The sequence below is a fragment of the Thiomicrospira aerophila AL3 genome (assembly GCF_000227665.2).
Classification (GTDB): Bacteria; Pseudomonadota; Gammaproteobacteria; order Thiomicrospirales; family Thiomicrospiraceae; genus Thiomicrospira; species Thiomicrospira aerophila.
On record NZ_CP007030.1, the window covers coordinates 55464 to 80289 of the forward strand.

The 24826-nt window shown below is 48.3% G+C and carries 20 protein-coding genes and 1 pseudogene; 4 read left to right on the forward strand and 17 right to left on the reverse strand.

Translation table 11 applies throughout. The features are described 5' to 3' along the window. Window positions 1–1251 carry a radical SAM family heme chaperone HemW gene (gene hemW / locus THIAE_RS00215; RefSeq protein WP_006459715.1) on the forward strand — a complete coding sequence of 417 codons (1251 nt, stop codon included), beginning with the start codon at window positions 1–3 and terminating at the stop codon, window positions 1249–1251. 37 nt (window positions 1252–1288) lie between these two features. Then, on the forward strand, window positions 1289–3043 hold the full coding sequence (locus THIAE_RS00220) for an AsmA family protein (RefSeq protein ID WP_006459714.1): 1755 nt from the start codon (window positions 1289–1291) through the stop codon (window positions 3041–3043). A 17-nt stretch (window positions 3044–3060) separates the two neighbouring features. Here the strand turns inward: THIAE_RS00220 and THIAE_RS00225 are convergent, their stop codons facing one another. Further along, on the reverse strand, window positions 3061–4392 hold the full coding sequence (locus THIAE_RS00225) for a DEAD/DEAH box helicase (RefSeq protein ID WP_006459713.1): 1332 nt from the start codon (window positions 4390–4392) through the stop codon (window positions 3061–3063). 168 nt (window positions 4393–4560) lie between these two features. On the opposite strand from THIAE_RS00225, the gene THIAE_RS00230 reads away from it, so the two are divergent. Further along, window positions 4561–5079: a hypothetical protein gene (locus tag THIAE_RS00230; RefSeq protein WP_006459712.1), complete on the forward strand. Its 519-nt coding sequence runs from the start codon at window positions 4561–4563 to the stop codon at window positions 5077–5079. A 3-nt stretch (window positions 5080–5082) separates the two neighbouring features. On the opposite strand, the gene THIAE_RS00235 is transcribed toward THIAE_RS00230, so the two are convergent. From THIAE_RS00235 to dauA, 8 genes are all read right to left on the reverse strand, one after another. Continuing rightward, on the reverse strand, window positions 5083–5706 hold the full coding sequence (locus THIAE_RS00235) for a hypothetical protein (RefSeq protein ID WP_239232382.1): 624 nt from the start codon (window positions 5704–5706) through the stop codon (window positions 5083–5085). 42 nt (window positions 5707–5748) lie between these two features. Beyond that, complete coding sequence (locus THIAE_RS00240) at window positions 5749–6351, reverse strand: hypothetical protein (RefSeq protein ID WP_006459710.1); 603 nt, start codon at window positions 6349–6351, stop codon at window positions 5749–5751. A gap of 38 nt (window positions 6352–6389) precedes the next feature. Next, window positions 6390–6746: an Hpt domain-containing protein gene (locus THIAE_RS00245; RefSeq protein WP_006459709.1), complete on the reverse strand. Its 357-nt coding sequence runs from the start codon at window positions 6744–6746 to the stop codon at window positions 6390–6392. After that, on the reverse strand, window positions 6743–7696 hold the full coding sequence (pip, locus tag THIAE_RS00250; protein WP_006459708.1) for a prolyl aminopeptidase: 954 nt from the start codon (window positions 7694–7696) through the stop codon (window positions 6743–6745). Before pip ends, THIAE_RS00245 begins: the two co-directional genes overlap by 4 nt. A gap of 5 nt (window positions 7697–7701) precedes the next feature. Continuing rightward, on the reverse strand, window positions 7702–9525 hold the full coding sequence (gene typA, locus THIAE_RS00255; protein WP_006459707.1) for a translational GTPase TypA: 1824 nt from the start codon (window positions 9523–9525) through the stop codon (window positions 7702–7704). A 120-nt stretch (window positions 9526–9645) separates the two neighbouring features. After that, window positions 9646–10098 (reverse strand): DUF6691 family protein, encoded by a 453-nt coding sequence (locus THIAE_RS00260; RefSeq protein WP_006459706.1) that lies wholly within the window; start codon window positions 10096–10098, stop codon window positions 9646–9648. A gap of 3 nt (window positions 10099–10101) precedes the next feature. After that, window positions 10102–10671, reverse strand: a complete 570-nt coding sequence (locus THIAE_RS00265) for a YeeE/YedE family protein (RefSeq protein WP_322785315.1) — start codon at window positions 10669–10671, stop codon at window positions 10102–10104. 9 nt (window positions 10672–10680) lie between these two features. Beyond that, window positions 10681–12444, reverse strand: coding sequence for a C4-dicarboxylic acid transporter DauA (gene dauA, locus THIAE_RS00270; RefSeq protein WP_006459704.1), 1764 nt, complete (start codon window positions 12442–12444; stop codon window positions 10681–10683). Between the two features lie 93 nt (window positions 12445–12537). Here dauA and THIAE_RS00275 point away from each other — a divergent pair, with 93 nt between their 5' ends. Further along, the gene (locus THIAE_RS00275; RefSeq protein WP_006459703.1) at window positions 12538–12717 is read left to right on the forward strand and encodes a hypothetical protein; all 180 of its coding nucleotides are present in this window, start codon (window positions 12538–12540) and stop codon (window positions 12715–12717) included. 6 nt (window positions 12718–12723) lie between these two features. Here the strand turns inward: THIAE_RS00275 and THIAE_RS10995 are convergent. The 8 genes and pseudogenes from THIAE_RS10995 to THIAE_RS00310 all read right to left on the reverse strand — a co-directional run. Continuing rightward, window positions 12724–13017 (reverse strand): annotated as a pseudogene (locus THIAE_RS10995) (type II toxin-antitoxin system RelE/ParE family toxin); the annotation flags it as partial. A 17-nt stretch (window positions 13018–13034) separates the two neighbouring features. Next, window positions 13035–13277, reverse strand: a complete 243-nt coding sequence (locus THIAE_RS00280; protein ID WP_006459702.1) for a hypothetical protein — start codon at window positions 13275–13277, stop codon at window positions 13035–13037. A gap of 70 nt (window positions 13278–13347) precedes the next feature. Next, window positions 13348–17055, reverse strand: coding sequence for a methionine synthase (gene metH / locus THIAE_RS00285; RefSeq protein ID WP_006459701.1), 3708 nt, complete (start codon window positions 17053–17055; stop codon window positions 13348–13350). A 105-nt stretch (window positions 17056–17160) separates the two neighbouring features. Further along, window positions 17161–19206 (reverse strand): S8 family peptidase, encoded by a 2046-nt coding sequence (locus tag THIAE_RS00290; protein WP_006459700.1) that lies wholly within the window; start codon window positions 19204–19206, stop codon window positions 17161–17163. 276 nt (window positions 19207–19482) lie between these two features. Next, window positions 19483–20076 (reverse strand): chorismate--pyruvate lyase family protein, encoded by a 594-nt coding sequence (locus THIAE_RS10470; RefSeq protein WP_006459699.1) that lies wholly within the window; start codon window positions 20074–20076, stop codon window positions 19483–19485. Between the two features lie 18 nt (window positions 20077–20094). After that, window positions 20095–22200, reverse strand: coding sequence for an ATP-dependent DNA helicase RecG (recG, locus tag THIAE_RS00300; RefSeq protein WP_006459698.1), 2106 nt, complete (start codon window positions 22198–22200; stop codon window positions 20095–20097). A 27-nt stretch (window positions 22201–22227) separates the two neighbouring features. Next, window positions 22228–22614, reverse strand: coding sequence for a RidA family protein (locus THIAE_RS00305; RefSeq protein WP_006459697.1), 387 nt, complete (start codon window positions 22612–22614; stop codon window positions 22228–22230). 30 nt (window positions 22615–22644) lie between these two features. Then, entirely contained in the window at window positions 22645–24822 is a 2178-nt protein-coding gene (locus THIAE_RS00310; RefSeq protein WP_006459696.1) for a RelA/SpoT family protein, read from the reverse strand. Window positions 24823–24826: the final 4 nt, after the last annotated feature.

The window sequence follows — 24826 nt, forward strand, 5'->3', positions numbered from 1 at the left end:
ATGGATAGCCTTGCACACGACCCAGTGACCCCAGCAGATACCTGGGTTTTTAGCCCGCATATTCCACTTAGTCTTTATATTCATTATCCTTGGTGTGTGCAAAAGTGTCCTTACTGCGATTTTAATTCACACCAAGCGAAAGTAGATTTAGCCGAGCAAGAGCATCTTTATTTAGACGCGGTGATTGCGCAGTTAACTGCCAGTTTGCCACTGATTTGGGGACGTCCCATTCAATCCATTTTTTTTGGCGGCGGAACACCGAGCTTAATGTCGGCAGCGGGCTTTAGTCATTTAATGACTCAGGTTCGTCAATTGCTGCCGCTTGCTGCCGGCTGTGAAATCACCCTAGAAGCCAATCCGGGTACGGTTGATGAAGCGAAATTTGCGGCCTTCTATGCGGCGGGTGTCAATCGTTTGTCGATTGGCATTCAGAGCTTTAACCCCGAGCATCTTCAGGCGTTAGGGCGTATTCATGACGAGCAGCAGGCCTGGTCGGCGATTGCCACTGCTAAGGCAGTCGGTTTTGAGCGTATTAATCTCGATTTAATGTATGGTTTACCCAACCAAACGCTCGCACAAGCGTTGGATGATTTAGCGCAGGCCTTAGCTGCCGATACTGGTCACCTATCTCATTATCAATTAACCCTAGAGCCAAATACGCCCTTTTATCGTCAACCACCGGTTTTGCCGGATGATGATCATTGTTGGGAGATGCAAGAAGCTTGTCAAAGCCGCTTAGCCGCAGCGGGCTATCAGCATTATGAAGTATCCGCCTATGCCAAAGCGCAGCAGGCCTGCCAGCATAACCTGAACTACTGGCAATTTGGTGACTATCTTGGCTTAGGTGCCGGCGCGCATGGTAAATTGACCTTTGTGAATGAGCAGTCCATTTGGCGCTCGCAAATGCCTAGTTCTCCGGGGAGTTATATTCGTGAGGTGAATCAAGCGATGCAACAGGGGCTAGCGGTGCAGAATCCAAAACAGTTGGGGCGCTGGTGGCAGGTTGAGCCGGATGAACGGCTGTTTGAATTTATGTTAAATGGGTTAAGATTACAGCAAGGGTTTGATGTGTCCTTGATCAGTGAGCGCACTGGTTTAGTGGCGGATCATTGGGAAGCGCAACTTAATGAGTTGGCGCAACAGGGCTGGTTAACCCTGTCACCTGCTGATGCGGCTATCACGGCACGTAGGTTGAACCTGACCGAACAGGGACACCGTTATTTAAATAGTTTATTGGCCCAGTGGGTTTAGATGGGTTTCAGGATTTAATTAAGGCAAGGAGTGGGCTATGTCCGTAGCAGACGCAACATCCTCATCATCAGATTTATCGACACCGCAAACGCGACCACCGCGTCATCCGGTCGTGCGTTGGTTTAAAGCGATTGCGATCATTATTGCTACCTTGATTATTTTTGTCGTCGCCGCGTTTTATATTGCCTTGCATCTGATTGACTTTAATAAGTATCAGCCGCTGATTGCCAATGAGCTAAATCAGAAGTTAGGTATTGAGGCGGAATTTAATGGTGAAGTGCGCGCCCAAAAATGGCCGTTTGCAATGCAAGCCGATCAGCTGACCTTACAGGGTGAGTGGCAAGACTATTGGTGGCGGGCGGAGATTGAGGACGTCAAAATTAAACTGTCACTGAACGATTTAGTCCGTCAACAGCAGGCTAATCCCGTTGGCATTGAATGGTTGGTCAGCACACTCAGTTGGGGTGAACTTGGTCAAGAACAACCTATTGCCAGTATTAACGATTGGCAAGGCGAGGCGGGTATGAGCCAGCTGGACCAGCAGGCCTGGTTCATTGATATGCAATTTTATCTAGCCGAAAAATTACAGCGCATCCAGATTAATCCATTGGCTTATGACAAAAGCACCCAAACGTTGAGCTGGCAAGAACTGGTGTGGCGCCAAGGCCATCAAGCAGAAAAGGTGATGACCGCCCAAGGTTCGATCACTTGGCAGCCGTCATTGAATTGGTCGCTCAGCGCCAATCTTGTTAATTTGAATCCGCGTGAGTTGACTGAAGTGTTTGGTGCCCATTGGCCTAATTTTGTGGCCGAAGATGCCTTTACACGTTTGAGTGGGCAGTTAGACACGCGCGGTGAACCTCAGTCTTGGTCATTGGACATGGCGCCTTTAACCTTGGACCAAACCCAGCTAACCGGGCAGATTGAGTTTAGAGATCAAGTGAAACTGCAATTGGGTTTATCTTTGGATGAACTGAACATGGATTTTTACCGTGCCCATTCAAGCCTGCAGCCTGGTGAAACCTATTTACCCATTGCGGTGCCGGTGACCACCTTACGTGAAACACCTTTTGAGGGTAAGTTAGCGATTAATTCGCTAAGGTTATGGGGTGGTCATTACCAGAATATTCAGGCCAGTATGAGTGGTGAAGCAGGCCTGGTAGAGCTCAATCCGCTGCGGGTCGATTTGTATCAAGGTCATTGGGCCGGCGATATGTTAATTGATGTGACCGGTGACACGCCAGCGTTTGGCTTAAATTGGCACTGGCATGAGGTGATGATAGGTGATTGGTTAGCGGCCATCATGGATTACCGTGATTTATCAGGGCAACTTAATGGTCAGGCGAGGATTCAAACCGCCGGTTCAAATGAGCAGGCGCTCAAATATAATGCCCAAGGACAGTTTGAATTGCAGTTGCTAAACGGTGAATATCGCGGTTTGGATTTGAATCGTTTGCTTATGGCACAAATTCCGCAAGCAGGGGACACCACGGTGTTTCAGCAGCTCACGGTGAGTGGGCAGATAGTCGATGGGGTGATGACGGTGCGACCGATTCAGCTGGCATCAACGAACTTTGATATAAGCGGTCATGGGCAAGTTCACTTGCCTACCAGTCTAACGCGGGGACAATTAATCTTGGATTATAAGCAACCGCCCACACCGCTGGGTTTTTTAGCCGGCGCTAAATTGCCGGTTGAAATGGACGGGCCTTTATTGGCCCCGCGTTGGTTTATAGATAGTCGCGAGGTGTTACAGCACAACAACCTGCTTGACCTTTTTATTGGTCATTAGGTTGTTAAATCGGTGGATTAGCGGCTTGGCCAACGACCGCGTTTAGCCGGTGCTTTGCCTGCTGAGGCAGAGTCACTGCCTTTGTTGCCCTGGCCACCACTGCGTCCACCACGCCCACCTGGTTTCCCTGCGCCAGTGCGACCATTAGCAGGCCTGCTACTGGCCGCAGGTTTAGCACGACGAGGTTTGCGATCCAATGAGGTTTCAGGCACGGAATGATTGGGTTCAAAGCCATCTTCGAAGCGACGCGGCAAGACTTTACCAGTCAGGTGTTCAATCTCGGCCAGTAAATCCACTTCATCAGCACAGACTAAAGATAACGCCTCACCTTTTGAACCTGCTCGGCCCGTTCGGCCAATACGGTGCACATAATCTTCAGCCACGTTGGGTAAGTCTATGTTGATGACATGGGGTAGTAGGTCAATATCAATGCCACGCGCGGCGATATCGGTCGCTACCAGCACACGAATTTTATTGGCTTTAAAATCAGCCAGGGCTTTAGTCCGTGCGCCTTGGCTCTTATTGCCATGTAACGCGGCCGCTGGAATGCCGGCACTAATGAGTTTTTCACAGATGCGGTTAGCGCCGTGTTTGGTTTTGGAGAAAGCCAGCACTTGTTGCCAGTTTTGCGAGGCGACTAAATGAATCAATAATTCCGTTTTTTTGGCTTTATCGACTGGGATGACTGTTTGTAGTACTAATTCAGTAGTGGTATTAGGCGGGGTCACCGATACTTGTTTTGGCGCGTTTAAAAATTGATGCGCTAACTGCTTAATCGAATCTGAAAAGGTCGCCGAAAACATCAGTGTTTGACGTTTGTTAGGCAACAGCTTAGCAATACGCTTTAAATCATGGATAAAGCCCATGTCGAGCATCCGGTCGGCTTCGTCTAGCACCAACACTTCAAGCTGATCAAATTTAACGGCATTTTGCTGATGGAGGTCGAGCAAACGACCCGGTGTGGCTACCAAAATATCTAAACCGCGACGCAGTTTCATCATTTGTGGGTTAATGCTGACGCCACCAAATACCACGCCTGCCCGCAAGGGCAAATGTTGACCGTAGTTGACCACGCTTTCATGGACTTGTGCCGCCAGCTCACGGGTGGGGGTTAAAATCAGCGCGCGTACTTGGTTGGGCTTGGCGGCTTGGCCGTTTTGCAGGCGATGGAGCAGCGGCAGGGTAAAGCCAGCGGTTTTACCTGTTCCAGTCTGAGCAGCGGCCATTAAGTCGTCACCCGCAAGCACTAATGGAATCGCGGCTTGTTGAATCGGTGTGGGTTGGGTATAGCCTTCGTCGGCAATGGCTTGCACTAAAGCCGGATGGAGTGCGAGTTGATCAAATGTCATACTTTAGACCTATAATGAAGCGATCTGAAGTGCATGCAAACCAAACCGCGATGAAAAGAGTGCCAAGCATACCCGATTTTGACTTAAAAAGCGTAAAATAAATCTGACTTAGGCTGGCCTAAGCCGAATAAGTGAACAAAATAATTAACATACTTGGGAGTGACATGAATGAAAGCCGTTAAAACAGGTTTGCTAGCTTTGAGCTTGGGATTGGCGACCAGCTTATCCGCACAGGCGTTTACCGTCGAACTGGGTGATCCAGCATGGGATGGTCAAAAGATCCCAACTGGGATGCAGTGCCAAAAATTTGGTGGCGAACAACCCCGCTCACCGGCCTTGATGCTGAGCGATATTCCCGCCGATACCAACTTAATTATGTTCGAATACAGTGATCGCAGTTTTGCGCCGATGGATAACGGTGGTCATGGACGATTTGGGTTTGCGTTGAATGAACCGGTTGAAAAGGTATGGGTAGAGCATGTGCCAGGGCATAGTTTTGAGTTACCCAAAGGATTCTTTTTAATTGAACCGCATCGCAATCCAAGTTGGGACATAGCTGGAGCCTATATGCCACCTTGCTCAGGTGGTCGCAATAACGAATATTACGTGACAGTAACGGCGGTTAAGTTTGATGGTGAATCAATGGAGAAATTAGCGACTCAAGTTCTAGAGCTAGGCCGCTATTAGTCATCACTTGCCGTTAAAGGCGGCTAGGGGCTTAAAGCGTAAGATGTCATTGCTGCCTTCAAGGAGCAATAGTTCTAAGCCCTTATCAGGAAAATACCAATAGGCAATTCCATCGTCATCGGTGTGAATCGATGCCGGTGCGCCAAAGCGTTTTTCAATGGCTTCCGCGGTTAAACGACGACGTGGCACCATGGTGATTTCGCCGATCGGATAATTAAACAAATCTAGCGTATCTTGGCTGTTTAACAGCACCTCACGCGCGCCTTGCTTCGACACGGTAATTCTGGCGCCCCGCGCAAAATACTCATCAAGTTGTTGCGGAGTTAAATTGAGTTTTGCCACCAGCGCAGTATGAATGGTGCCGACATAGGCCGAATGTAAATAGGCTTCAGCAGAGCGCTCGCCACTTGGCAGTTCAAATAGTTTGACTTCGATATCGCGCCCATACAGCTGACTGATTTCTCGCAGTGTCGATTCATTGAGGGTTAGACCTAGTGCGAGCACCTGACCTTGCTCATTAACCGTTGCGTTCCAAGGTAAAATTGCTCGATCATAATCACGCCCTTGCGGCACGATATTGAGCAAAATCACAAACATGACCAGTGAGATAATAATGACCCAACTCACGGGTCGTAGCGATTTTAGCCAAGCGGTTATTTTAGCCATCACTTATTTTGGCTCACTTGAGTCGCTGCGCGCCAGGCCTGGGTCACGGTCGTTATATTCACCTTTTTCTGCATTAGATGAATCGGTGCGCGGGACATACTGGGCCATTTTTTTATCGACAATGCCTTTGCCGGCATCGTAAACCGAAATACCTGTTTGTAAAAAGGTGATCAGGACAGTGAAAAACACAATCGCGCCGCCAAAGAACATGGTGATAATTTGGAAGATGGGCGTAGAGCTACCGTCTTCAGCAAAATTATTCATTGTCATGCCGCTTGGGGTAATCCAATCGATTAAAACATAGATAGACACTAAGACGATCGCTGCGGCATAACTGATAATTAACAAGCGACCACGTCGCCATGCCAGCATCCAGTGCGCACTTACAAACCAGGTGTCATCGCGCATTTTTTGATAGGCTTTGTAGCGAATATAACTTAATACCGCAATCGAAATCAGCGGCACTAAGATAAACATAAACATATTGCCGGTTGTTTTCAGAATCGACAAGGATAAAAATAAATGCACCAAAATAATGTTTAGATTGTAGATATGGTGGGGGTTTTTTGCGCGTTGCGCTTCATCATCTTGAACCTGATATTGCATAGTGCCTCGGGTGTTAGCAAATGGAATGGTTAAATATATTAATATTCTATTATAAATTGTTCCAAGCGTTGTTGAAGGTTTTCCGCATGCGTGATTAAACTCGCTAAATTTGTTTGCAACTGCTCATAGTCAGCATCTTCGTTAGCCGATTTTTCAATTACATAGCACTGCTCAGAAAACGCCATTAAGCCTAGATTGGCGCTGCTCCCCTTGAGCAAATGTGCCAAATCCTTAACCTGCGTCGTATTTTCCGCTTTGATCGCCCGCTGCAACTTATTCAGCGTAATGGGCGTGTGTTTTAAGAAGGTGACAATAATGGGTTTTAAGTCGTCGTTTAGGAGTTCTTTTAACGATACTAAGGTTTCAAAAGAGTCAAGTGTGTTAGGGGACGTCATACTATATTCCTTAGTTGATCGGTCGCGTTAAGTAACGCATGGGTGATTTCCGCTTCAAAGGCCGAGTGACCACTATTTGAACAAATAATTAATTCTGCCTGTGGCCAGGCTTGGTGCAACGCATAAGCCTGCTCAATCGGACACACCACATCATAGCGGCCATGAATAATCCAGGCCGGCACATTGGGTAGTTTATGTGCGTCGTCTAAAAGTTGATTTTGGCGCAAAAACGACTTGTGCATAAAGTAGTGGCATTCAATCCGTGCCATTGCCAGCGCATGGTGTGGATCAGCAAAGTGCGCCACAATATCTGGGTTACTCACCAATGTTGAGGTGCGCCCCTCCCAGACGGACCAAGCTTCAGCCGCACGCATTCTGGCGACTTCATCGTCACCGGTAAGTTGTTGATAATAAGCAGAAATCAGGTCATTTCGTTGTGCTTGGGGTATGGGGGCAAGGTAATCTTGCCAGTAATCTGGGAAGAGCGCGCTCGCCCCTTGCTGGTAAAACCAAGCAATATCTTGATCACGACAAAGGAAGATCCCGCGAAGGATTAAACCCCGAACGTGTTGTGGATAAGTCTGTGCGTAAGCTAATGATAAAGTCGAACCCCAAGAGCCACCAAAGAGCAGCCATTGTGTAATCGCTAAATGTTGGCGCAAGGCCTCCATATCGGCGAGTAGATGATCTGTGGTGTTATGGTCTAAACTGGCATGAGGGGTAGAACGCCCAGACCCGCGTTGATCAAATAAAATGATGCGATAGGTCTGGGGGTCAAAAAATTGTCGGTGCACGGGCGAACAACCGCCGCCGGGGCCACCGTGGACAAACAATACCGGAATACCCTGTGGGTTACCGGATTGTTCATAATAGATTTGATGTCCCTCACCAACAGGCAACCAGGCCTGCTGATAGGGTTCAATCGGAGGGTAGAGCTTGCGTAAGCTCATTAGGCTTAGCTAGCCTTGGTGCGACTGTGACGCTTACGGTCGTTTTCAGTCAGGTGCTTTTTACGAATACGGACTGATTGTGGCGTGACTTCAACCAATTCGTCATCGTCAATAAACTCAAGCGCTTGCTCAAGTGTAAAGCGAATCGGGGGGGTTAGCACAATCGCTTCGTCAGTACCCGAAGCACGCATGTTAGTAAGCTGCTTGCCTTTCAAAGCGTTAACCGTTAGGTCGTTTTCACGGCTATGCAAACCGATGACCTGACCTTCATAGACTTCATCACCATGACCAATAAATAAACGACCACGCTCTTGTAGGTTAAAGAGCGCAAAACCAAGCGCTTTACCAGTGCTCATCGCAATCAATACGCCACGGCTACGTTCACCGACGCTACCGTCAAACTTAGGGCCATAATGCGAGAAGCTGCTGAAGATTAGGCCATTACCTTGGGTCGCGGTCATGAACTCAGTACGGTAACCAATCAAGCCACGTGAAGGAATCATAAAGTCAATACGAACGCGACCTTGGCCGTCCGGAACCATGTCTGACATAATTGCTTTACGCATACCTAGTTGTTCCATGACGGTGCCCTGGTTTTCTTCTGGGACATCAACGGTGAGGGTTTCATAAGGTTCACAGACTTCGCCATCAATTTCACGGAAGATAACTTCTGGACGAGATACGCCTAGCTCGAAGCCTTCGCGACGCATGGTTTCAATTAAAACGGATAAATGCAGTTCACCACGACCTGAAACACGGAATTTATTGGCATCTTCGGTGTCTTCAACACGTAACGCTACGTTAGTGAGCAATTCTTTATCCAGACGCTCACGGATTTGGCGCGAAGTGAGTAATTTACCTTCCTGACCCACAAACGGTGAGGTGTTGACTTGGAAGGTCATGCTCACTGTAGGTTCATCTACCTTCAGCGCAGGCAAGCCTTCTGGGTGGTTGATATCACACAGGGTATCGGAAATATTCATTGGGTCTAAGCCACTGAATGCCACGATGTCACCGGCATGGGCTTCGTTCACGTTTACGCGATCTAGGCCATGGAAACCAAATAATTCGGCAATTTTAGCGTTACGCTTGTTACCGTCCTTATCAACTACGGCGACCGACATACCTGATTGCACCGCACCACGCTTAATACGTCCAGTACCTATAACGCCTTTGTAGGTGTCATAAGCTAGCGAAATACACTGTAATTGGAAAGGGCCGGCTAAATCAACATCCGGCGCCGGTACCTTTTCAACGATGGTTTCAAAAATCGGCGTCATGTCACCTGAGCGTACATCAGAATCACGACCGGCGTAGCCGTTAAAGCCAGACGCAAACAAAATAGGGAAATCCATTTGTTCATCGGTCGCGCCTAAACGATCAAACAAGTCGAAGGTTTGGTCTACTACCCAGTCAGGACGGGCTGCATCACGGTCAACCTTGTTAACCACAACAATCGGTTTTAAACCTTGCTGTAAGGCTTTTTGGGTTACGAAACGGGTTTGTGGCATCGGGCCTTCAACCGCATCCACCAACAACAACACCGAATCAACCATCGACAAAATACGCTCTACTTCACCACCAAAGTCAGCGTGTCCAGGGGTGTCCACGATGTTAATTCGGTAACCATTCCAGTTTACCGCGGTGTTTTTAGACAGAATCGTAATGCCGCGTTCGCGTTCTTGATCGTTAGAGTCCATGACGCGTTCCCCCAAGTCTTTACGCTGATCGAGCGTACCTGACTGGCGAAGAAGTTGGTCAACAAGGGTGGTTTTGCCATGGTCAACGTGAGCGATGATGGCGATATTGCGGATATGGTCGGTGGACATGATAAGCCTTACAGTAAAACATTAAAAAAATCGCATTATACTGGAAATTTGGCTTGACTTGAGATTATGTTGCAAAAACAGTGGCCTAGCTAACCAGGCCTGTTAATAAAGGACAAGAGTTTAACTGCTGCTGGACTCTTTGGCATGGAGTAAATAGGTTTTTAAAATCCCATAAGCTAGGGTGCCTAAGATTAACCCTAGGAAGGTAAAGAGTGCGCCAATTTTACCTTCCGCGATCATCGCCGGAATCGTACCAGGACAGGCGGCGGTCATGCCCCAACCAATCCCAAACAACATCGCGCCTAAAATAAGACCCTGTTGATAGGGCTTTTTAACAAAGTCGACCGGTGTTTTAGTGGTAATAGAGCGGACATTAAAGCGTTTGAGTAGGTAGACGCCTAACATGGCAACTATGACGGCCGTGACAATGACTTTCATTAGTTGCATGTCTTCGAACATAAACATTTTGACATGAAAGTCATAGGTGGTCGCGCCCGCACGACTCATTAAAAAGCCAAACAAGGCGCCCATGCCCAGTGCTAAAAAATTCGGGTTTTTAATAAATTGCCACATGATTTAAAGTCCAAATAAGAGGTGAGTGGTAATCAGCGCGCTGGTAAAAAAAACCGCGCCGGCAATCAAGCTGGCTGGATTAAGCATCGCGCCACCGACCAACGCATGACCGGTTGTGCAGGCCCCGGCTAAACGAGCGCCAAAACCTAACAGCATACCGCCAAAAATAAGCCATATCGCTTTGGCAGAATAGGTTTGCGGCAATACCTGCTCATAGAGGCCCATATCAAAGCTTAGATGCCAACTCTCGACCGATGTCAGCGCCGAGATTAAGCCACCAAATGGAATGCCGATTAAAAACCAAAGTTTTGAGTTATTCAGATTGCTGTATTCGCCAATACGAAAAAACTTCACCTTGGGAAAAGCCAAGCCGCACAGATTGCCATAACCGGTTGAACACCCAGCGGGTTTGCCCAGCAGCCAAAAGTGTAAAATGACAAACAGACCAATTGCAAAGCCTGCGACATAGCCGTTCCATATTGATATTTCCATGAGGTCACTCCATAAACTATTTTTATAGTATTTTGCCTGAAAACCCAGTATTGCTAAAGCTTGAGGATTTTTACAGGGTATAAATTTATTTTATTGTGAAAGTCGTGCTGGAGCGTCAGCAGATGCCTTGTCTGGTGCTGATTCGGGCAGGTTATCTGCGAGGCGTTTGGCCGCTATTTGGGCATCATCCAGGTTGGCAAATAGTTGAAAATGCGCGCCAAATTTATCTAGACCATAACGAGCCAAGGTGCGTAAAGGTTGAAATTGCAATTCACTTAAATAGATTTCAACGCCTTGCGCTTGCGCACTGGACACAAAACGGCGTAACGCGGATAAGCCACCGGAATCCAGAATCGTCACTGCATCCATTTGAATAACGATTCCTTGTTGATGTGGGAGATGGCTGGCGAGCTCTGCAAAAATTCGGTCGGCAGCGGCAAAAAATAATGGTCCTTGAATACGATAAATCGACCAGTGTTCGGGGAGGCTGTCTGCTTTGTAGCGTTTGCTTTCGCCGATGTTTTGTAACTTGGTCATTTCGGCAATTTCTTTAATAAATAAAATTGACGCCAGCACCATTCCCACAATGACGGCATAGACAATATCGACCAAAATAATGACGCTAAAACAGGCGATATAAACCAGTTTATCGCCTCGTTCGGCATTGCGAACCAGTTCAATGGCGCGTGGAAACTCGCTCATGCGCCAAGCCACCAAAATAAGCAAGGCTGACATGGCCGGCAGCGGTAAATGCACCAGCAGGCCTGCTAAGAAGAAAATGGCAAACAGTACCACGATGGCATGAACTATCGCCGCGACGGGTGACACGGCACCGGCGCGTAAATTCGTAATCGAGCGAGCAATCGCGCCACTGGATGCAAAGCCACCAAACAGTGCCGACGCAATATTACCGACCCCTTGTCCCATCAGTTCGCTATTGGGTGAATGGCGGGTACCGGCCTTGCTATCGAGTACCGCTGCGCAAAACAGCGATTCCATCGCAATCAAAATCGCCAAAGCAAAGGCAATGGGCAATAAAAATTTGACCATATCCCAGATGTCGCGCACCGCCATCTCTTGTAGCTGCTCTACCATTAACAGGCCTTGGAATATGGGAAAGTGGTGCGGAATTTCACCAAAGAGTTGCCCTACTGTCAGTACCTCGGCGCCATACTGATTCCAAAAAAAGGTCACGATACTTGCCGCGACCAAGCCTGGTAGATGGCCCGGAAATTTAAACCCCATTTTTAGCCAAAGCGTCATAAATAGCAGGGTAAAGCCGCCAATCGCGGCTGAAGGCCAATGGACTTGGGTGAGTAGGCTTTGTAACATAATCCCTAAGCGCTCTAGAAAATTGCTCGGTAGATTGCTGAGCCCTAAGCCAAAGAAAAAATTGATTTGCAGCAGAATAATCACCGCAGCAATCCCGGTGGTAAAACCGAGGGTAATGGTTTCTGGGATATATTCGATCCAGCGTCCAAACCGATAGTAGGCCATCATCATTAATAACAGGCCGGTGAGCAAGGAGACGGTGATGATGCCCAGCAGACCATAGGTTTCAGTGACAGGAATGAGTAAGATAACCAGTGATGCGGTGGGGCCGGCAACACTAAACCGTGAGCCACCTAATAATGCGGTCACAAAGCCGGCCACAATCGCGGTGTAGAGGCCGTAGATTGGCGAAATACCAATACCGGTAGCCAATGCCATTGAAACCGGAATGGCTAAGATGCCCACAGTGACACCGGCCACAATATCTTTGGTCAGATGCTGGCGGTTATAGCCTTCTTTTTGCACGAAATCGCGCAGGCCGTAACCAAATTTTATGCTTGTTAGATGATTGCGTTGTGACATGCTGATGGTTAAGAATTAGGTGGGTGCCATTTATCATTATCATCTATTGTTTTATAATAGATAGGGTAATGAAATTTAAGGAGATTATACACTATGGCTAAACGTAAAGCGCAGCACAAACAGCAACGTAATATTGTGTTTATCGAAATGATGCAAAAATTTGCGGGCAAATCAGTGGGGCATAAATCGAAAAAAGATTATCGCCGACAACCGAAACATCGCCATGCAACAGAGCAAAAAGGCTGGGATTCCCAGCCTTTTTTATTGGCGTAATTAAATTTATAGCAATGTGTGTTTATTTGATTTTGCTGATAGCCAATTTTCTCGGCTATGGCGAACACGAACAATTAAAACATCGTTCCGTGCTTGAAGTGAATAAAGAATCACATGTTTTTTGAAAGGATAGATTCGAATGCCACCTCCAAATCTATCTGATAGCGGTGCCGTTTCAGGGAAATCACTTAAAAGCTGAAAGGACTGGGTTAAAGCTTGATGGTAGGCTTCGGCTTGTGCGAATCCAAACTTTCGTGTGCCATCAATAATCAGCTTAACGATGTCCTGCTCGGCTTTAGCTGTAAGAAAATAAGCCGTTAAACATAGCCTAGTTCAGCTTTTGCTTTGTTCATTAAGTCCTGCATAGAAGCACAACCAATGCCACTGGCTAAGCCTTCATCAATTAAAGCCTGAAGCTTAGCTGTTTGTTGGTCTACAAAATCAGTTTCATCCAGTTTATGAATGGCGATATCGACCTTGGCATGAGTGAACTGTTTTTTTAATTTTGTAATGAACTCATCATCGAGCTCATCTAAATTGCAGTGGTAAACAGCGTGCATTTCATCACCTCTAACCCAATGTTTATTAATGAAGTTTTATCATAACTAAATTGCTTACCTTAAGCAAAACCTAGTTAAAATCTTCCGGGTCGTAACCCAAGTTCGGTGCGAGCCATTTTTCGGCTTCGGCGATAGTCCAACCTTTGCGGTGCGCATAGTCTTCGGCTTGGTCACGACCAATTGAGCCGACACCGAAATATTTGCTTTGCGGATGCGCAAAATACCAGCCTGAAACTGCGGCAGTGGGCGTCATTGCATAGCTGGAGGTCAGTTCTAAACCAATTTCTTGATCTGGCTGCAACAGTTCCCAAAGTGTACCTTTTTCGGTGTGTTCCGGATTGGCCGGATAACCGGGTGCCGGACGAATCCCTTGATATTTTTCTTTGATCAGCTCTTCGTTCGATAGCTGTTCATCGGCGGCATAACCCCAGAAGTCTTTACGCACTAACTCATGCATGTGCTCGGCCAAGGCTTCGGCTAAACGGTCGGCCAGCGCTTTAACCATGATTGAGTTATAGTCATCATGTGCAGCTTCAAAACGAGCGATATGCTCGTCAATGCCAATACCGGCGGTGACGGCAAATGCGCCGATATAATCGTTTAGTACCAGGCCTGCTGAACTCGTTTTCGGTGCAACATAATCACTCAAACACTGATTGTATTGCCCTGGTTTTTTCTCCGCTTGTTGGCGTAGATGATGCAAACGGGTTAATGGCGTGGTGCGGCTATCATCGGTATAAAGCTCAATATCATCGCCCACCGCATTGGCCGGATAAAAGCCAATCACGGCACGGGCGGTTAGCCATTTTTCGTCGATGATCTGTTTAAGCATGGTTTGCGCATCGGCAAACACTTTTTTCGCTTCTTCGCCCACAATCTTATCGTCTAAAATGCGCGGATAGAGGCCATGCAAATCCCAGGATTGGAAAAATGGCGACCAGTCGATGCGGGGTAAGAGGTCTTCTAAGGCAATGTTATCGAATACCTTTTTGCCGAGGAATTTGGGTTTTGGCGGCGTGTAATCCGTCCAATCAATCGGGATCGCATTGTCACGTGCTTTATTAAGTGGTACACGTTTAACTTGTTGCGCACGTGCTTTACGCTCTTCGCGCAGCTGCACATATTCTTCACGAATTTTGGCTGCAAAATCGACTTTCAGTTCGTTGGAAATCAGGCTTTGCGCCACACCGACCGCACGCGAGGCGTCTTTCACATAGACCACCGGATGCTCATATTGCGGTTCGATTTTGACTGCGGTATGCGCTTTGGAGGTGGTCGCACCTCCGATTAATAACGGAATCGACATGCCGCGACGCTGCATTTCTTTGGCGACATGCACCATTTCTTCCAGTGAAGGCGTAATCAAGCCCGACAAACCGATGACATTCGCGCCTTCAGCCAGCGCGGTATCGAGAATTTTTTCTGCCGGCACCATGACGCCCAGGTCAATCACTTCAAAGTTATTACACTGCAGCACCACGCCGACAATATTTTTACCGATGTCATGCACATCGCCTTTGACGGTTGCCATCACAATCTTGCCTTTGGCTTGACCGGAGGATTTTTCCGCTTCTAAGAAGGGTTGTAAATACGCCACCGCACGTTTCATCACACGGGCGGATTTCACCACCTGCGGCAAGAACATTTTACCCGCGCCGAATAAATCGCCGACCACATTCATGCCATCCATTAACGGCCCTTCGATCACTTGCAGCGGCGAGCCGAGTGTGGTGCGCGCTTCTTCAGTGTCATCTTCAATAAAATCGGTAATACCCTTAACCAGCGCGTGTTCTAAGCGCTTTTCAACCGAGGCTTCACGCCACTTGATGTCAGATTCTTTGCCTTGTACCGAGCCGTCACCACGGAATTTTTCCGCCACTTCCAGCAAACGGTCGGCTGCTTCCGGGTCTTTGTTGAGAATTACGTCTTCAACCGCTTGTTTCAGCTCTGGGTCGAGGTCGTCATAAATCGCCATTTGCCCTGCGTTGACAATCCCCATATCCATGCCTTGCTGAATCGCGTAATAGAGGAAAACTGAGTGAATCGCTTCACGCACCGGGTTATTACCACGGAACGAAAAGGATACGTTTGACACGCCGCCGGATACCATGGCATAAGGCAGGTTTTGTTTAATCCAACCGGTGGCTTCGATAAAGTCCACCGCGTAGTTATTATGTTCTTCAATGCCGGTGGCCACGGCAAAAATATTCGGGTCGAAAATAATGTCTTCCGGCGGGAAGCCATTCGCCACCAATAAGTCATACGAACGCTTACAAATTTCCTTTTTACGCGCAAAGGTATCGGCCTGGCCGTCCTCATCAAACGCCATGACAATCGTCGCCGCACCATAGCGCTGAATCAATTTGGCTTGGGCTAAAAAGTTGGCTTCACCCTCTTTGAGTGAAATTGAGTTAACAATGCCCTTGCCTTGAATACATTTTAAACCGGCTTCAATCGCTTCCCATTTTGATGAGTCAATCATCACCGGCACCCGCGCGGCATCCGGTTCACCAGCCATCATATTTAAAAAGCGCGTCATGCAGGCCTTGGCATCCAACATGCCTTCGTCCATGTTGACATCAATTATCTGTGCGCCGTCATTCACCTGCTTAACCGCGATTTCAACCGCTTGTTCGTAGTTATCTTCAATAATCAAACGTTTAAACAGCGCTGAACCGGTCACGTTATTACGCTCACCGACGTTAACAAACAGGGTGGTGTCGTCAATCGTCATTGGCTCCAAGCCAGACAAACGACAGGCTTTTTTAATCGCTGGAATAGTGCGTTGTGGATGGGCGAGTGCCGCCTGAGCCATCGCTTCAACGTGATCAGGGGTGGTGCCGCAACAGCCGCCGATAATATTCAGCCAACCGGCTTGCGCCCAGGTTTGTACTTCAGCTGCCATTTGCTCTGGGGTTTCGTCATATTCACCAAACTCATTCGGCAGGCCTGCATTCGGATGCACCGATACATAACATTCAGCAATACGGCTGAGTTCTTCAACATACGGGCGTAATTCTTTCGGGCCAAGCGCACAGTTGAGGCCAACCGATAGCGGTTTGGCATGACGAATTGCATTATAGAAGGCTTCGGTGGTTTGGCCGGATAATGTACGACCGGAGGCGTCAGTGATGGTGCCGGAAATCATAATCGGCAATTCTTCACCCAGCGCGTCTTCGACCTGTTTGACGGCAAAAATCGCGGCTTTGGCATTAAGGGTATCGAAAATGGTTTCAATCAAAATCACATCCGCACCGCCTTCTAATAAGGCTTCGGTCGCTTGCACATAAGCACCGACCAGCTCATCAAAGCTGGTGTTACGAAAGCCCGGGTCATTCACATCCGGTGAAATGGAGGCGGTGCGGTTTGTTGGGCCGAGCACCCCGGCGACAAAACGCGGTTTGCCGTCTTCGGATTCGGCGATGTCACACGCCTCACGCGCGACTTTGGCAGCACAAATGTTAATGTCGCGCACCTGATCCTGCATATCGTAATCGGCTTGCGCAATGGTGGTGGCGTTAAACGAATTGGTTTCAAGAATATCGACGCCTTGGCGCAAAAAGCCTAGATGAATATCGCGAATTACGTCGGGTTGGGTGATGACCAAAATATCGTTATTGCCTTTGATATCCATGTGATAGTCAGCAAAGCGTTCGCCACGAAAATCGTCTTCAGTTAGGTTTAAGCCCTGAATCATTGTGCCCATTGCGCCATCTAATACGACCACACGTTCGGTAAGAAGTTGTTTTAATTGGGCAATTCGTTGTAAACGCGTCATAAGCATCCCATCAGTTGGTATCAAAAAGTATCAAAGAAAAGTCGTGTATTTTAACGCAAAAGCGTGCAAAAAGGGTGAGAGTGAGTTTAGGACTGCGGCAGAGGTTTAAAAGGCCTGCCGGTAACGCACTAACCAGGCCTGGTCAAATTGGTCTTGTTGCCAACGAATTTGCCAGTTGGGGTGTTGAAGTTGCAGGTTCACCCCTTCATTTTGCATGGCCGTACGCAGGTTTTGGCGATAAAAGCGCAGGCGTCCGTCCCCAATAGATTCGCTAATAGCTGCGGTAAAGTTGAGTTGGTTTTGTTGTTGATAGATATCCATTTGGGCATGAAACCCCATAATGCGATAGGGGCTATGTAGGCTTAGCCATTGGCTGGTTTGGGTTTCGGTAATATGGGTGAGTAATTGTGTGCCGGGTTCTTGCGCTTGTTGCCAGTTATAGCCAACACTGAGCCAATCTTGAGTGAGTGCGGGTTGCCAAATGGCAAACACGCCCTGTTGGTTGCGTTGGTTCAGTCCCGACCAGTTGAGTAGGCTGTCGCCTTGAGTTTGATAGCCACCCCATTGCCAGCGTCCTTGCTGACGGGCGATTAACCAGGCCTGCTGATTGGTTTGGCTTGATTGCGCGACACTGGCCTGCCAACCGGTTTGCTGTGTGGGCTGATAGAGTCCAATATTGAGCAGGGCGAGTTGTTGATCTTGCGTAAACTGGTTAAAGCCCAGTTGGCCGTGTTGAATCATGGAATGGCGACTATTGAGTTGGGTTTGTGGGCTAATACTTAATGACAGCAGGCTGTTGTCAAATGAGTAAGTCCGTGGCGATGTCGGCCAGGCCTGGTTAAACGCTTGTCTAAAATGACCTTGACGCGGTTGATTAATACTGCTCATTTGAATAGCAAAATCGCGTTGATAACTATCCACGATAGCGGTATTGAGCGTAACGGGCTCATAGCCGGCTGGCAAACTCACTACCAGTGACTGCATAGAATAGGTTTGGTCTTCAAATGCAATTGATGTGGTGCCGACAGGGCTAAAGGCGGCATGGGCATCTAGCATACCCATGCCATGTAAACTGGCGCTGTAATTGGGAAAATCTCTATTGGCGGTATCTAAGAGTATTTGAGTGAGCTCGCGCCCACCAAGATGCTGCCAACGTTGCTGCATCACCGTTATGAGACCACTGACATTCGCAGCCGCACCAGAGGTGCCAAAACTGGTATAGTCCGCAACTTGAGTGGCCCCTGGCCCAACAATAAAGCGAACTTGAATAGCGCTATCATTTCCCGGGGTGTTTGAGAAGTCTGCTAAAGTCTGGTTATCATAGCTAGCCCCGACGATTATGAGTTGTTTGCCCAGTTCTAGTCGAGTTGCGTCTGCAAAGTCGGCGTCATTATAAACTTCAGTAGCTAAGCTAAGAGCATCGTTACCCGCTGAATGAACGATTGCGATGTTTTGATTGATAAGTTTCTTGCTGATATTGCGAATTTCTTGTTCTGCTGCAGACAGTTGATTATTGCGAAGATGATCACGTGCTACAAGCAGTGCACCATAGTTAAATGATAGATTTACGACGGAAACATCTCTGCCTAGGTTATTAAGATTGTTAGCCCACTCTAGACCCTTAAAGATTGATATTCGATTCGTAAAACCCTGGCTATCCGCAATCACACCATGGGCAATATTGGCACGAATCGCAATCCCATACTCAAAGGATGCTGCAATTTGTGCCATATCATCTCCGTGAGTGCCGTTACTTAATGAGGTGTCATTTACTTTCACAACCTGACCATTCACTATTTCGTAACGCTGGTTTGAAGCGATGCTTGTTTCATACAACACACGGTCTTGATTGTCTGTGCGTAACCCTGTGTCAAGGATTGCAATAGTTTGCCCACTGCCATCATAACCCGCTTCATACCATTGGTTCATTTCCCAACGCAATGTCTCAGCTGAAAGTAGTGCCGTGCTTCCTGAGGGGGGCGGATTTATTCTCGGCCCATCTGGTGGACTGAATGGGATGAGTATTCCTTCAGGTTCTGGGTCAGGCCGCACATTACTGCCACCGCCGCCGCCTCCTCCGCCACAGCCAACTTGTGTCAGTAGAATGTTGACCAGTGCCAATGGAATATAGTGTTTTAGTGCTAGTTTCATCGCAGTTTGAACGTCTTATTTCAACAACTTTTGATTATACCTACTTCCTTAATACTCAAATGCGCAACTCTAGGGTCAAAAAATGCAAATATTTAATTAATAGTTTTGATTTATCGGTGACTTATAAATATTTAATTGGCTGGCTGTATAACTTTTGTGTAAGATTCAAATCGTGACAAGTTAAGCGATGTCGCAACGTAGGTTGAGGTTAGGCCCCTTCGTAGGGCCGTTGCCCCGGATTGTAGGTTCAATCCGGGGTTTTTTTATGGCCGTTTTCTAGTCATGTGTTGAATGAAAGCCGCCTAAACTGCGCCAAAAAGCAGGCAAAAATAGCTCACTGAGCAGCAAGGGGGCGTTGTGCCGGTGATAAATACAATGGCGCGCTAGCAGCGGTGGTGCAGGGCTGTTTATGTCTGTCATCTTAGTTATATGTGGCCAGTGCCAGCGGCTAAATAAAAAACGATCGCGCTGAATGCTAGCGTCTTGAAACAGGCGCTGACCCAAGGGTTGTTGTCCTTGTTGGCGCAAAAACGCCCAGGGTTGGCCTTGCGCAACCCCTGGTGTAACGCTGCGGGCAAAAATCCACGGTGTTGGACCACAACACAACATGACTTCGCGAATCCAAACCCGCTGGGCGTAGGATGCAGGTCTGCATGATGCTGTGCCGCTGGCCACAGCCGGCTGTTCAAACGGATAGGTTAATCCCCAGCCTTCAAATAAGGGTTTGACTTGCAATTGAGTACAGCGTGCCTGCAATTTAGCGGTCAGTGATGCCCGGTCTAATAACCAGGCCTGCTGCTGCGGCTGTAGCGTTAGGCGGTTTAAATCCTCTGCGGCATAGAGGCGTTGTGCTAGGCGTGTGTAGGGCATAGTTTGTTTCGCATGATATTAAGCATGGTGATAGTCCAGACGATGGGCAAGCCAGCGAGCTTCTAATCCAGCCAGGTCGCCACTTTGTTGCAATGTTTCGAGCCAGTCGTGTGCGGCGGGTTGCAGCTCGGTTAACCAGGCCTGGTCGCGGCTTATATCCGCGATGCGAAAGCTAAGACCACCGGTTTGGCGCGTGCCTAGTACTTCGCCAGGACCACGAATTTTGAGGTCTTCCTCAGCAATCACAAAGCCGTCCTGGCTTTCGCGCATAATGTTTAAGCGGGCTTTCGCCGTTTCAGATAGCGGCGCTTGATAGAGCAGCACGCAGTGACTTTTTTTACTGCCGCGCCCGACCCGCCCCCGTAATTGGTGCAGTTGTGCCAAGCCTAGGCGTTCAGCATTTTCAATAATCATCAGGCTGGCGTTAGGGACGTTGACACCGACTTCTATGACGGTTGTGGCAACCAAAACTTGTAGTTGTTGTGCTTTAAAGTCGGCCATCAGTTGTTCTTTTTCAGCCGGTTTAAGCTTGCCATGGATTAAGCCCACTTTTAAATCCGGCCATTGTTGCTGAAATTCGGCCAGGGTGCTGGCAGCAGCTTGGGCATTGAGTTGTTCAGATTCTTCAATCAACGGACAGACCCAATAGGCTTGCACCCCCTGTTGACAGGCTTGGTAAAGATGTTCCATGACTTCATAACGTTTGCTATTGCTAAGAACGGCGGTATCAATGGCTTGTCGTCCCGGTGGCAGTTCATCGATGACCGATAAGTCTAAATCGCCGTAAGCGGCCATTGCAAGGGTGCGTGGGATCGGCGTGGCGGTCATGGTAAGTTGATGAGGTTGCCAAGCAGACTGGTTGGGGTCTGAGGTTTGATTTTTTTGGGTGAGCGCGAGGCGTTGATGCACCCCAAAACGATGTTGTTCATCAATAATCACCAAGCCGAGTTGCTTAAACACGACACTGTCTTGAAATAGCGCATGGGTGCCAACAATCACTTGGGCTTCACCTGAGGCAATCGCGGCCAAAATCTGTTGGCGTTCACTCGGTTTGTGCCGACCACTCAGGCTAGTCAGTTGCAGACCTAGCGGTGTTAACCAGGCCTGCATCGCTTGGCGATGTTGTTCGGCCAGAATTTCAGTCGGCGCCATGATCGCAACTTGATAGCCCTGTTCGGCACAAACTTGGGCGGCCATGGCTGCAATCACGGTTTTGCCCGAGCCGACATCACCTTGAACGAGTCGTTGCATGGGTCTGGCTTGCGCCAGGTCTTGGCTAATTTCTTGCCAGACGCGCTGTTGTGCTAGGGTGAGTTGGAACGGTAGATTCGCAATAAGCTGGTGTAAGCCGCGACTGGTTTGACTGTTAAAGGCCGGTGCCGGAATGGCTTGTTGACTTTGGCGCAAGCGTTGCAAACTGAGTTGGTGGGTAAAAAGTTCTTCTACTATCAGCCGTTGTTGTGCGGGCGTTTCCACTCGGCTCAGTGCACCGGTATCACTGCCGGCCGGCGGCTGATGAAGGGTGAGTAGGGCTTCGTTAATTCCTGGCAGTTGCCATTGGTCGCATAATTGGCGGGGTAAATGTTCGGCGAGCGGGTATTGTTCGAGTTGTAAGCAGGCCTGCTTAATCAGCTTTTGTAAGGTTTTTTGGCCCAAGCCTTCGGTAGTGGGGTAAATAGGGGTTAAAAACGGCGACAGTGGCGGCGGTTCGGCACTAAAGACTTCGCAGTCAGGATGCATCATTTCCCAGCCCTGCATGCCGAGTTTACATTCGCCAAAGGCACGCAGTCGCTTACCGCGTTGATAAAACCGTGCTTGGTTGGCATTAACATGGAAAAAACGTAGGCTGACAGGGGTTTGGTCGTGACTTAGGCAATCGACCCATAGACCCGGCGCACGCCCACCGACAAAGCGACTTTGTAAAATCTCGGCCTCAATCAGCCCTTCACTGCCAGGTAAGCACTGACTTAACTGCGTCAGTTGGGTTTTATCTTGGTAGCGCAGCGGTAAATGAAACAGTAAGTCAAGCAAGCTATGCAACTGCAGTTTAGCTAGTTTTTCAGCGAGTTTAGGGCCCACTCCCTTGAGTCCGCTGACTTGCAGTTCACTGAGTGGGCTGGACATACTGATTAAGTGCCTGTTTATTTAGGTTTAATAGTGTGAGAGTACCATGACGCCATCCATCTCTACGTCGGTGTCTTTAGGCAATTGCTTAACCGCGACGGCGGCACGCGCCGGATAGGGTTGCTGAAAATACTGCGCCATAATTTCGTTAACCTTGGCGAAGTGGCTCATGTCGGTTAGGAATATATTGAGTTTGGCAATATCTTGTAAGCTGCCGCCGGCTGCTTCACACACCGCACTCAAGTTTTTAAACACTTGATGAATGCGTTCACTAATATCGCCTTCAGCCAGCGCCATGGTGTCTGGAATCAGCCCAATTTGACCGGATAGATAAACGGTATCGGCAACACGAATGGCTTGTGAATAGGTGCCAATCGCGGCTGGGGCTTTATCTGTATGGATGGTTTGGCGCATAAGTTAAGTCCTTTATTTGACTGACAATAATTAGTGGGAATCGACCCTAAAGGCCTTTTCAATAAGTGGAATACGGCGTAAGTGACGTAGCAAATCTTCTAGATGTTCGCGGTTGCGCACGCTAAGTACAAAATGCATCACGCTATAGGTTTCATCTTTGTCTTCTGAACGCACTCGCTGAATATCGGTTTTCGTATTGGCAATTTCAGAGGCGACCATCGCTAGGGTGCCGCGCTGATTTTTCGCTTCAATTTGGACATCAACTGAAAAGAGCTGTTCTGAATCGGCAGACCATTCGACATCGAGCCATTTGTCGGGCTGATTTTGATAATGGCGCACGTTTTTGCACTCTTGACGATGGATTACTAAGCCCTTACCGGATGACATAAAACCAATAATTTCATCGCCGGGTATCGGGTGGCAGCATTGGGCATAGTTGACCACCAGCCCTTCGGTGCCTGAAATGGCTAGAGGTTGATGTGCGCCTGCGGATGCTTGAGCCGTTTGCTTGGTTTCACTTTCTTGAGTAGCATCAGCATCGGTTTTGGGTGGCAGGGTGTCTGCAATTTGTTTAGCCACTAAACCGGCCATGCGGCGGCCTAGGCCAATGTCATTAAGCAGTTGTGACCAGTTCTCTAAATGCAGTTGTGCAATCAAGGTAATCAAATGCTGCTCAGTTAGCTGATTGTAGCTTAGGCCATGTATCAGTAATGCTTTAGTGAGGAGTTTTTGGCCCAGCTCTTCAGCCGATTGGTCATGCTGATTTTTAAGGAAGGAGCGAATCTGTGCGCGGGCTTTGGCGGTGGTTACAAAGTTTAACCAGTTTGGATTAGGCTGGGTTTCTTTGGACTTGATAATTTCAACGGTTTGACCACTTTCAAGTGTGGTGCGTAACGGCATCAATTGGCGATCAATGCGACAGCCGACGCAAGCATGGCCAAGATTGGTGTGAACGGCATAGGCAAAATCAACCGCTGTTGCGTTACGCGGCAAGGTCACAATATCCCCCTGTGGGGTAAACACATAGGTCACGTCGGGGAATAAATCAATCTTTACATTTTCTAGGAAGTCTAGGGAGTTGCCTGCGCTTTGTTGAATTTCAAGGAGGTTACGGACCCATTCCTGCGCGCGCTCATCAATGGCATGGGTTTGCGCAGCACCTTCACCGCTGAGTTTATAGTGCCAGTGGGCCGCAATACCATGCTCGGAAACTTCGTGCATGGCGTCGGTGCGAATTTGCACTTCAATGTGCACGCCAAAAGGACCGAATAATAAGGTGTGCAGCGATTGATAGCCATTGGCTTTGGGAATCGCAATATAGTCTTTAAATTTGCCTGGCAAGGGTTTGTAGAGTGAGTGGACTAGGCCAAGAGCGCGGTAACAGTCATCGACATGGGGCACAATAATTCTGAAAGCAAAGATGTCTAATACTTCAACAAAGCTTAGGCGTTTAGCCCGCATTTTTTTATACAGGCTAAATAAGTGCTTTTCACGGCCTAGCACTTTGGCATCATAGCCCTCTTGTTTAAGGCGAGCCGTTAGCGCATCACTGATTTGGTCAACCACTTCTTTACGATTACCACGGGCTTTTTTGATGGCTTTCTCAAGCGCAGCATAACGTTTGGGGTACATGGCTTTAAAGCCGAGGTCTTCAAGTTCAATACGAAAAGAGTTGATGCCTAGACGGGCGGCAATTGGCGCATAAATGTCGAGTGTTTCGCGCGCAATGCGTCGCTGTTTGTCCGGTCGCATGACGCCAAGCGTGCGCATATTGTGCAGGCGATCGGCTAGTTTGATGAGTATGACCCGAATGTCTCGCGACATCGCCAACATCATTTTGCGAAAACTTTCGGCCTGGGCTTCCTGCGGATTATCAAAAGCGAGTTTGCCTAACTTGGTGACCCCGTCAATAATGTCTGCTACTTTTTCGCCAAAGCGATCGATGATGTCTTGTTTGGTGTAGGGAGTGTCTTCAATAACATCGTGAAGGATGGCCGCAATTAAGCTTTCGTGGTCGAGTTGAATTTCAGCTAGAATTTCGGCTACAGCCACTGGGTGCCAAATATAGGCGCCCCCGGCTTTACGCGTTTGGCCGGCGTGCGCCAAATCGCCAAACTCAAACGCCGCGATGATTTGTTGAACCTGTGCGGGTTTGAGGTAGGCTTCGGCTTTACTGATGAGTCCGTCGAGCGAGCGAGGTGTCGCCATAGCA

Coding starts and splice junctions, on each gene's coding strand:
- hemW (WP_006459715.1), top strand. CDS start 1: ATGGATAGCCTTGCACACGACCCAGTGACCCCAGCAGATACCTGGGTT.
- THIAE_RS00220 (WP_006459714.1), top strand. CDS start 1,289: ATGTCCGTAGCAGACGCAACATCCTCATCATCAGATTTATCGACACCG.
- THIAE_RS00225 (WP_006459713.1), bottom strand. CDS start 4,392: ATGACATTTGATCAACTCGCACTCCATCCGGCTTTAGTGCAAGCCATT.
- THIAE_RS00230 (WP_006459712.1), top strand. CDS start 4,561: ATGAAAGCCGTTAAAACAGGTTTGCTAGCTTTGAGCTTGGGATTGGCG.
- THIAE_RS00240 (WP_006459710.1), bottom strand. CDS start 6,351: ATGCAATATCAGGTTCAAGATGATGAAGCGCAACGCGCAAAAAACCCC.
- THIAE_RS00245 (WP_006459709.1), bottom strand. CDS start 6,746: ATGACGTCCCCTAACACACTTGACTCTTTTGAAACCTTAGTATCGTTA.
- pip (WP_006459708.1), bottom strand. CDS start 7,696: ATGAGCTTACGCAAGCTCTACCCTCCGATTGAACCCTATCAGCAGGCC.
- typA (WP_006459707.1), bottom strand. CDS start 9,525: ATGTCCACCGACCATATCCGCAATATCGCCATCATCGCTCACGTTGAC.
- THIAE_RS00260 (WP_006459706.1), bottom strand. CDS start 10,098: ATGTGGCAATTTATTAAAAACCCGAATTTTTTAGCACTGGGCATGGGC.
- dauA (WP_006459704.1), bottom strand. CDS start 12,444: ATGTCACAACGCAATCATCTAACAAGCATAAAATTTGGTTACGGCCTG.
- THIAE_RS00275 (WP_006459703.1), top strand. CDS start 12,538: ATGGCTAAACGTAAAGCGCAGCACAAACAGCAACGTAATATTGTGTTT.
- THIAE_RS00280 (WP_006459702.1), bottom strand. CDS start 13,277: ATGCACGCTGTTTACCACTGCAATTTAGATGAGCTCGATGATGAGTTC.
- metH (WP_006459701.1), bottom strand. CDS start 17,055: ATGACGCGTTTACAACGAATTGCCCAATTAAAACAACTTCTTACCGAA.
- THIAE_RS00290 (WP_006459700.1), bottom strand. CDS start 19,206: ATGAAACTAGCACTAAAACACTATATTCCATTGGCACTGGTCAACATT.
- THIAE_RS10470 (WP_006459699.1), bottom strand. CDS start 20,076: ATGCCCTACACACGCCTAGCACAACGCCTCTATGCCGCAGAGGATTTA.
- recG (WP_006459698.1), bottom strand. CDS start 22,200: ATGTCCAGCCCACTCAGTGAACTGCAAGTCAGCGGACTCAAGGGAGTG.
- THIAE_RS00305 (WP_006459697.1), bottom strand. CDS start 22,614: ATGCGCCAAACCATCCATACAGATAAAGCCCCAGCCGCGATTGGCACC.
- THIAE_RS00310 (WP_006459696.1), bottom strand. CDS start 24,822: ATGGCGACACCTCGCTCGCTCGACGGACTCATCAGTAAAGCCGAAGCC.